Below are 1,765 nucleotides of genomic sequence, written 5' to 3' on the forward strand. Positions count from 1 at the left end.
GACCCGGCACTTCACCCGGGCCGCCGACCTGGTGCACGTCGCGCAGCCCTCGCTGTCCCAGCAGATCAAGGCGCTGGAGCGGGAGTTGGGAGCAGATCTGTTCCTGCGGGCGCGCGGGAACATCACGCTGACCGACGCGGGCGAGGCGCTGCTGCCGCTGGCCCGGCGCATCCTCGCCGACGCGGACACCGCCCGGCACGAGGTGCAGGAGCTGGCTCAGTTGCGCAGCGGCCGGGTGCGGCTCGGCGCGACCCCGAGCCTGTGCACGGGCCTGCTGCCCGACGTGCTGCGCGCCTTCCACGACCGCTATCCGGGCATCCGGCTGCTGATCGAGGAGGGCGGCTCGCACGATCTCGTACGGGAACTCGCGCGCGGCGCCCTCGACCTCGCCCTCGTCGTCCTGCCCCTGCCCACCCCGTCCCCCGCGCTGACCACGGTGGAGCTGCTGCGCGAGGACCTGGTGGTGGTGTCGTCGCCGGACGCCCCGGCACCCGGCGGGGGCGGCGGCCGGCGCGCGGTCCGGGTCGCCGATCTGGAGGGCGAGCGTCTGGTGATGTTCCGGCACGGCTACGACCTGCGGGAACTGACCGTCGCCGCCTGTCGTGCCGAGGGCTTCGAACCGGACTTCGCGGTCGAGGGCGGGGAGATGGACGCGGTGCTCGGCTTCGTCCGGGCGGGCCTCGGCGTCGCGGTCGTACCGCGGATGGTGGCCGCGCGGTCCGGGCCCGGGCTGCGGGTGACACCGTTGGCGCCGCCCGGTCTTGAGCGGACCATCGCGCTGGCGCACCGCAGTGATGTGGCGCCGCCCCGGGCGGCCCGGGAACTGCAGCGGATGCTCCTGGAACGCTGACGGGGGGCCGCCCCGGGCTCACCAGGTCGGGATGAGGCCGCCGTCGATGACGAAGTCGCTGCCGGTGATGTTGCGCGCCCGGTCCCCGGCGAGGAAGAGCACGAGGTCGGCAACCTCGGACGGCTCGGAGAAGCGGCCGGTGACGGTCGAGCCGGAAGCCTTGGCGACCACGTCGTCGGGGGTGAGCCCGGCGGACGCCGAGACCGTCGCGGCCACGCCCCCGCCGCCGAGCCACAGGTCGGTCTTCACCGGGCCGGGGCTCACCGTGTTGACGCGGATACCCTTCGGGCCGACCTCCTTGGACAGGGCCTTGGAGAACGCGACCAGGGCGGCCTTGCCCGCGCTGTAGTCGATGACCAGGGGGTCGGGCAGCGTGGCGTTGACCGAGGCGATCGTCACGACCGAGCCCTCACCGGCGGCCAGCATCGACGGCAGGGCCGCACGGGTGACCCGTACGGCCGTGAGCAGGTTCAGATCGACGGTGCGCAGCCATTCCTCGTCGGTGACCGACAGGAAACCGCCGGTGCGGGCGGGGGCCGTCCCCACGTTGTTGACCAGGACGTCGATCCGCCCGCCCGCCGCCTCGACGAGCCTGGCCGCGGCCTCCGGTTCGGCGAGGTCGACCGGCACCCAGGTCACGTTCCCCTTGCCGGCCAGGACGTCGAGGCCCGCCGAGGTGCCGCGGGAACCGGCGATCACCGTGGCGCCCGCTCCGGCCAGCGCCTCCGTGACCGCGAGTCCGATGCCCTTGCTGGCTCCGGTGACGACGGCCGTCCTGCCCTGAAGTTCGGTGCTCATCCGTCTCAGCTCCAAGTGTGGGAGGTGCTCCCCGTCCATGAGACATACGAAGGGCCGTGGGCGCGAGGCGTGCCGTGGGGCCCGGGCCCCCCCCCCCGGGCGGGGCGCCCGCGGGAC

The 1,765-nt window shown here is 74.3% G+C and carries 2 protein-coding genes; one reads left to right on the top strand and one right to left on the bottom strand.

Features of this window, described 5'->3' with window-relative positions; genetic code table 11:
- Positions 1 to 850 (top strand): LysR family transcriptional regulator (locus tag ACWEBX_RS40045; RefSeq protein WP_451889622.1); only part of this gene is annotated, 850 nt, incomplete at its 5' end.
- Between the two features lie 18 nt (positions 851 to 868).
- On the opposite strand, the gene ACWEBX_RS40050 is transcribed toward ACWEBX_RS40045, so the two are convergent.
- Positions 869 to 1,648 carry an oxidoreductase gene (locus tag ACWEBX_RS40050; protein WP_451889623.1) on the bottom strand — a complete coding sequence of 260 codons (780 nt, stop codon included), beginning with the start codon at positions 1,646 to 1,648 and terminating at the stop codon, positions 869 to 871.
- Between the last annotated feature and the right edge of the window lie 117 nt (positions 1,649 to 1,765).

The organism is Streptomyces sp. NPDC005070, from assembly GCF_053600395.1.

What these genes read in the sequence shown, in the direction of transcription:
- ACWEBX_RS40050 (WP_451889623.1), bottom strand. Translation starts at nt 1,648, where the DNA reads ATGAGCACCGAACTTCAGGGCAGGACGGCCGTCGTCACCGGAGCCAGC.